Annotated in this window: 5 protein-coding genes and 4 pseudogenes; 5 read left to right on the top strand and 4 right to left on the bottom strand. The window is 58.5% G+C overall.

Features of this window, described 5'->3' with window-relative positions; genetic code table 11:
- The first annotated feature begins 683 nt into the window (after positions 1 to 683).
- The 4 genes and pseudogenes from ACERNI_RS17320 to ACERNI_RS17305 all read left to right on the top strand — a co-directional run.
- Positions 684 to 902 (top strand): KGG domain-containing protein, encoded by a 219-nt coding sequence (locus ACERNI_RS17320; RefSeq protein WP_448834475.1) that lies wholly within the window; start codon positions 684 to 686, stop codon positions 900 to 902.
- A gap of 315 nt (positions 903 to 1,217) precedes the next feature.
- Positions 1,218 to 2,885 (top strand): sulfatase-like hydrolase/transferase, encoded by a 1,668-nt coding sequence (locus tag ACERNI_RS17315; RefSeq protein ID WP_448834474.1) that lies wholly within the window; start codon positions 1,218 to 1,220, stop codon positions 2,883 to 2,885.
- Positions 2,886 to 2,965: 80 nt separating this feature from the next.
- Positions 2,966 to 3,328, top strand: a complete 363-nt coding sequence (locus ACERNI_RS17310; RefSeq protein ID WP_448834473.1) for a diacylglycerol kinase — start codon at positions 2,966 to 2,968, stop codon at positions 3,326 to 3,328.
- Positions 3,329 to 3,420: 92 nt separating this feature from the next.
- Positions 3,421 to 4,173: pseudogene (locus ACERNI_RS17305) on the top strand (IS5 family transposase); the annotation flags it as partial.
- Positions 4,174 to 4,328: 155 nt separating this feature from the next.
- On the opposite strand, the gene ACERNI_RS17300 reads toward ACERNI_RS17305, so the two are convergent.
- Both ACERNI_RS17300 and ACERNI_RS17295 read right to left on the bottom strand, forming a co-directional pair.
- Positions 4,329 to 4,715 (bottom strand): VOC family protein, encoded by a 387-nt coding sequence (locus ACERNI_RS17300; RefSeq protein ID WP_113082043.1) that lies wholly within the window; start codon positions 4,713 to 4,715, stop codon positions 4,329 to 4,331.
- 24 nt (positions 4,716 to 4,739) lie between these two features.
- A complete protein-coding gene (locus tag ACERNI_RS17295; RefSeq protein ID WP_448834472.1) occupies positions 4,740 to 5,468 on the bottom strand; it encodes an RNA polymerase sigma factor in 729 nt (242 codons plus the stop codon).
- A gap of 92 nt (positions 5,469 to 5,560) precedes the next feature.
- Between ACERNI_RS17295 and ACERNI_RS17290 the strand changes: the two are divergent.
- Positions 5,561 to 5,779 (top strand): annotated as a pseudogene (locus ACERNI_RS17290) (transposase); the annotation flags it as partial.
- Positions 5,780 to 5,959: 180 nt separating this feature from the next.
- Here the strand turns inward: ACERNI_RS17290 and ACERNI_RS17285 are convergent.
- Positions 5,960 to 6,109: pseudogene (locus ACERNI_RS17285) on the bottom strand (IS701 family transposase); the annotation flags it as partial.
- Between the two features lie 13 nt (positions 6,110 to 6,122).
- Positions 6,123 to 6,248, bottom strand: a pseudogene (locus ACERNI_RS17280) (IS5/IS1182 family transposase); the annotation flags it as partial.
- Positions 6,249 to 6,350: the final 102 nt, after the last annotated feature.

Here is a 6,350-nt window from a genome sequence, read left to right as displayed (position 1 = left end):
GTCCCATAGGGCATCCTTCCATTCCAAAGAAAGGATCGAACCATTAAACCATGGGGTCAAACACCTAACCCACTGTCCACGGCACCGGCAGCATCTCCCGCCGCCCTGCGCCAGCCTGGTCGACATCGGAAGAGGACACAGAGCGAGGTCCGGGCTCTTGCCCGCACAGCGCGGTGGCCCCATGCCCAATTCCCTGATTACTTCGACCGGATAGAGGGCAATTTTGTACGCAAACGATGACGCCTGTCTCGATTGTGGCGGACACAACCTCATGCTCACCGCCGCGGCCCAGGCGGTTTCGAATTCGCCCGCGGGATCGCCGCCTGGGACGCTTTCCTCGCGCAGAATCCCGCAGGCTTCCTCGCCAATACCGCGCGAAGGGAACGAGAGAAACTGGCGCAGCGAGGACCGCGGCGATCACCACGGAAAGTCCCGCGCAAATCCAAGAGCCCAACCCGAAAAGAGTTGAGCGGTTTCAGCCGGTTGTGGTTCCTTCAGGTTGCGAGACTTGATGGAGGTCACGATGGCCTGGACCGAAACCGCCACCGGTGCGATCATGCACGCCGGAAGCTGGGGGCTGTCGCCGCAGTTTAGCAAGGGACAACGCCACCCATTTGGGGGATGCCCACGAGGCCAGATCCTTGCCACGTTTATCACGGCGACGTGAGTGACCCCGGCAACCGATGTATGACAGGGTCTTGCAGCTGGATATCGAATTGGAAGGTGCGAAACGGACGACACGGCGTGGCTTCGCATCCATGGACCCGAAAAGGGTGAGGGCAATCGCGAGTATGGGTGGACGAAGCGCGCCAAGGAAAAACGGTTCTTTTCGACCAACAGGGCGCTGGCGGATGCAGCGAGCTGTAAAGGGAAGAAGAACGTCAGTAGCGATGAGGCCTTGATGTCGGCGCCGGCTTCCGTACAGCCCTGAGATCGGTCTGACATTTGGCGTTTACATTGAAACTGAAGGAAGGAGGCGGACTGGCGCAGCGACCGGGGATAAATCCGGCAAAGACTACAGACGGATGGTGAAAACACTCGTCAGATGTCGCCGGTCTAGCCAAAAAAAGGGGACCGTCCCTGCCCTCAGCCACGGGGCTGACGCCGCGCTCACCATCCCCTGCTTGTTGCGGACTCAAAGCTGAGAACGTTGAAATGCAGTATTGGACACATCCTGGGCGGGAGTGGCAGCCATGGGACGATGGGTTGGAGTGGGATTGAAACTGCTGCTGATCGGGGCGCTTGTTGGCGTCACCAATCCGGGTTCGCTTGCGCGCATTCCCGTGCTCATCAATGACCACCGGGTGACGACAGCGGTCATTTACAGCGCCCTGTGGGCGATGAGCATCGCGGTCATTCTGCTGGCTGCATTTCACCCTTCCCGCACGGTGCGATGCTTTTGGGGCGTCGTGCTTGGCATATCGGGCTCCGCAGCGTTTCTCTATTCTACGGTGAATGGCGCAGAATTTTTTACGATAGATTTGCTCAATTTCTGGTCTGCGCGACATGAGGCCGGGCGGGCGCTGGATTTTCATCAAAGCGCAGTCATATCAGCCATCCTCGTTTTTTCGGCCTGGCTTGTCGCCTTCATGCTGCCGCCTCCACAACGAGAGACAAAACTATTGAAGTGGCGGCGGCTCCAGGGGGCGAGCCCCGTGTTGCCAGTCGCGCTGATTGCTTGCGTTATCCTGTATCGGGAAGGCAAAGGCTCCGATGCGCTGCCGCGCCAGTTCGCGCCGCTCTCCATGGCCGCCCTTGGGTCCTACAAGCTCGCCACGTTCTCTTTCCCAACGCGCGATGCGGTGGGCATCACGCGAGGTCAGCCACTGTCCCGCGCCATCGTATTGCTGGTCGATGAAAGCGTTCGGGCGGATGCGATAGACCTGTCGCCGCTCACCGTTCAGGCGTCCGCAACCCACGATCGCGAGGCTCAGTGGGTGGATCTCGGACCAGGGGCTTCGGGCGGCAATTGCTCCAATATTTCAAACGCACTGTTACGTTTCATGGCGTCGCGCACGGACGTGGTGGGCAGCGTTCTGCGCAGCCCCACCGTATGGCAATATGCGCGGCACGCCGGATACAGAACCGTTTACATCGACGCGCAGGCGGGTTTCATCAAGATCTATGGAAAATTGCAGAATTTCATGACTCCGGGCGAAGCCGCAGCAATTGATACATTCCATAAGCTGACGGACGATATCAAGACCCACGATCTCGATGAAGCGCTGGTCCGCATCATCAAACAGGAGCTTGCCAAAGGCGACCGGATTTTCATATTTGCGAACAAGAACGGGGCTCATTTCCCCTATGAGGCGAATGCTCCCGACATGGGCGCGACCCAAAATGACGGAAGTGAAGCGGGAGATCCTGCGAGGATGCCCCCAAGCTATTTGCGTGCGATCCGCTGGAATACAGATCGCCTCCTGGCCGATCTCGATAGCAACATGGCATGGGATGACGCGACGGTGATCTACACCTCAGATCACGGCCAGCATTTCGAAAGCGGGCGGTTGACGCACTGCAGCAACCTGGCGGCTGTGAACCAGAATGAAGGGGTCGTGCCCTTGCTGATAGCCAGCGACAATGCGCAGCTGCTTGCGCGATTTCGCCAGTTTGCCGCCAACTACAAAGGCCGGGGCTCCCATTTCGCCATTGCACCAACTGTGCTCGAATTGATGGGTTATAGTTCGCCGGACATCAGGGCGCGGTATCCGGAATCCCTGCTCTATGGCGTTCCGCCGGCCCCACAGTTTCTCTCAGGCGACATATTCGCCATCTTCAGTAACGGCCCAATCTGGCACGACGTGGACCCCATGGTTCAGCGCCGTGAACCGGTCGACATGAACCACGCTGCAGATACTCTTACGGCCACAAATGGACCGTGAGGGCCGGCCAGTGACAGGAGCCGCGTGAGGCGGGCGCTGTCCTTGGTTCGACGCAACAACTCACAATTGGAGCCCGGCGCATGAATGCCACGTTGCTCAAGCTTGGCGCTGCTGCTCAAAATTCCATGGATGGGCTGCGCTTTTTGCTTATGCGGGAACGGGCGTTCCGGCAGGAAGCCCTGTTGCTGCTGGTCGCCTTGCCGATCGCCTGCTTTGTCGGCGGCACCTGGCGGGCATTCCTGCTCCTCATCGGAAGCATCCTGTTCCTGATGATGGTGGAGGCGCTGAACACAGCGCTTGAAAAAGCGTGTGATGCGATCACGGCCGACTATTCGCCGGCGGTCAAGATTGCAAAAGATTGTGGCTCGGCGGCAGTGCTGATCGCCTCGCTGCTGTGCGCCCTGGTATGGACGGGAACCTTGCTGGACCGCCTGCTCGCATAGTGGCCCGGTGTTGGGGTTAGGGCGTATACTCATGAAGATGTTGGCGTTCTGGTCGCCTGGTGTTTCAAGGCCCCTGATTGTAGGGAGCCTCGATGAGCCGTCGTCGCTACGAACTGACCGACCATGAATGGGCGATTATAGCGCCGCTTTTGCCCGACAAGCCGCGGGGTGCTCCTCGCGTTGACGACGTGTGGGCGATCAACGGTATTTCGTGGCGGTCTCGCACCGGCTCGCCCTGGACTGGGATACCTGAGCGCTATGGTCCCTGCACGACGTGCTACCCCCGGTTTGCCCGGCGGCAAAAAGCCGGGGTGTGGAGTCGGCTTCTTGAAGCGGCCCCAGACGCTTATGAGAATGATATCGTCATGATCGACACCACCTGTGTCCCCGTCCTCCAGCACGGGGCGACGGAAAAAGGGGCTGGAGACGATGGCGGCATGGGACGTTCCCGGGGTGGCCTGACGAGCAAGATCCACGCACTCGTTGATGCCGAAGGCCGACCGGTCAAATTTCACCTGACGCGAGGACAGGTTGCGGACTGCACGCGAGCCGAAGCGCTGACAGCGGATGTGGGCCACGGTCATGTCCTGCCGGCCGACCGTGGTTACGATACCAATGACCTGCGAGCGGCTATGGCGGAGCGAAACGCCTGGGCCAATATTCCGCCCAAATCCAACCGAAGGGGCAGCTTTGCATTCTCCCGGCGGGTCTACCGACAGCGCAACCATGTCGAGCAGTTCTTTAACCGTATCAAGCAGTTCAGGGGCATAGCCACACGCTACGACAAGCGCCCTGAAAACTACCTGGCCGCTGCAAAGCTCATCGCCGCGCGCATCTGGCGTCAGACCTTACGAGTCTACGCCGTAAGCGAAAAGCTGTCTCAAAAGCCCCCTGCTTCAGGCGGACTTTTGAGACCGACATTTGCGAGGCGAACTTCAGCGTGATTTCAGTCGGCAATATTTGCAATGAAAAATAAGGAATTGCGCGAAGGAAACGGTAACTACGTCAGCTTTCTAGGTACCTCGGCGGCCTGATAGAAGGATACTACCTGACCATCGGGATCGCGAAAGTCGGCAAACCAGCCGCCCGGCGCCTCCGACACCGGCGTGACGATCTCGACGCCAACAGCCGCCAGCCGCTCTATCAGTGTGTCGATGCCGCCATCGCTCAGGCCAAAGACCACGTTGGGCGTATTGCCGGGCTTGGGATCGCCCTTGAAGACCATGAGGTCAATCTCTTGACCGATCTTGGTCATCAGGTAGGCGCTGCCATCTTCTTCGTCATAGCGTTCAAATTGGATGCCAAGATATTCGCCGTAGAACGCTCGCGTGCGCTCGATGTCGGCAACGTTGAATATGATTGTCACGCCGTTGAAGCGTATGCTCATGGAAACCTCCTTTGGTTACGGATGTTAGTTGCCGCCATCGCCCAAAATGTGATCGCGCCTCGAAAAGAAAATCGGTACGCCGTCCGGGTCACGAATGGCGAAAGTGCGCGGCGCTTGAGGGTGGAGGGATTGCTTCAAGGAACGCCGTGCGAGGCCATCCCCCGAGACCGGCGAAAATCCGTCGAAGAACTCGGCTTCGCCGGCATATGCTTCAAGGGCCTTGCGCAACCCCCTGAGACGTTGGCGGAACGCGGCATCACTCAACCCAAGTAAATGCGTAATCTCCGCGCGGTCCAGTCCAAGGTTTATTAGAAGCGCCACAATCCGCTGCGCAGGTGGCAGCGACGAAAGAATGGTATGAGAGAAACGTGGAACCGGGTTCTGCGCAGCACACGGTGTCCCCCAAGCGGCATCACGCACCCGCCGCCGCACCGCAGTCCTTGCGATAAAACGGGCATGGTTGCGGATCGCGCCCTTCGCCCATGCCACAAATCCCGGATCAGTGATTGCCCGCCCTCTAGCGACCGCCAGCAGCAGAACATCCTGCATCAAATCATCCGCTTCGTGATCGACACGACTATAACGGCTCGCGCATTGTCGCAGCGTGATCAATATCGCATGTTCCGTCATTTCAACCGTCCGTCCGATACAGTGCCACGCTAAAGCCTGCTTCGAATTTGTCGCAGAAGTCACAACAAAAGTTTGAATTTTGCGTCTGAGTTTTGCAATGCGCATTTTCGCACTGCTGTTCATGCGGGTATTTTGCTGAAATCTATCCTGCCGCCCAGGTGTTTAATCCCATAGTTTAATGGTTCGATCCTTTCTTTGGAATGGAAGGATGCCCTATGGGACAAGTTCGCCACGGAAGCGCCACGACCACGCACGCCGTCCGAGCGGCAATACAGCGATCGCAAGCTTCGCTCGCGCAACTGAGCAGGGAGTTGGGTATCAACCCCAAGACCGTTGCGAAGTGGCGCAAGCGTGCGACGGTCGAGGATATGAAGACGGGGCCGTCAGAGCCGCGGTCCACCGTCCTCACCGAAGCCGAAGAGGCGATGGTTGTGGTGACCTTGCCCCCGTGCTCTACTAGCATTACAGTTGCAATTTCAGTTTGATGTGAACGCTTCTTGCTTTGGCCTGATGGGCGCGTCGCCAAAACGACCATGCGATGATGCTGGCGGGTTCGATCCGTCTTCGGGCGAGCCTTGCAGCGATGCGCCGGATTTCCTGGATGGACCAGCGGATCAATTCCTGGTAGCTGGCGTCCGCGTTTTTTTGGGGAGCGTCATGTCATTGGCGCGGTAGCGTATTGCCGCCATCATCGCGAAGGCCAGCATGACAAGCGAGACATGCCGGTTCCAGCCATGCCATGAGCGGGTTTCGTTGTGGTCTAGGACTGATCGACATTCATCGCAGCCAGACCATTATTGCCGCGAGGTGTACGAAGCCCGCGAAGTTGATTGTCCTGCGGTCATAACGCGTGGCGAAGCGTCTGAAGTGCTTGAGGCGATTGAAGCAGCGCTCTGGCCTGCTGCCGGTTTTGTGGACAGCGAGTTAAGCTAGCATAGCGCGGGCTTCGAACTCCATGGGGCTGATGTAGCCCAGTTTCGAGTGTCGCCGACGCGGGTTGTAGAA

The organism is Camelimonas sp. ID_303_24 (assembly GCF_053543495.1).
This window is presented reverse-complemented; position numbering and strand designations above follow the sequence as displayed.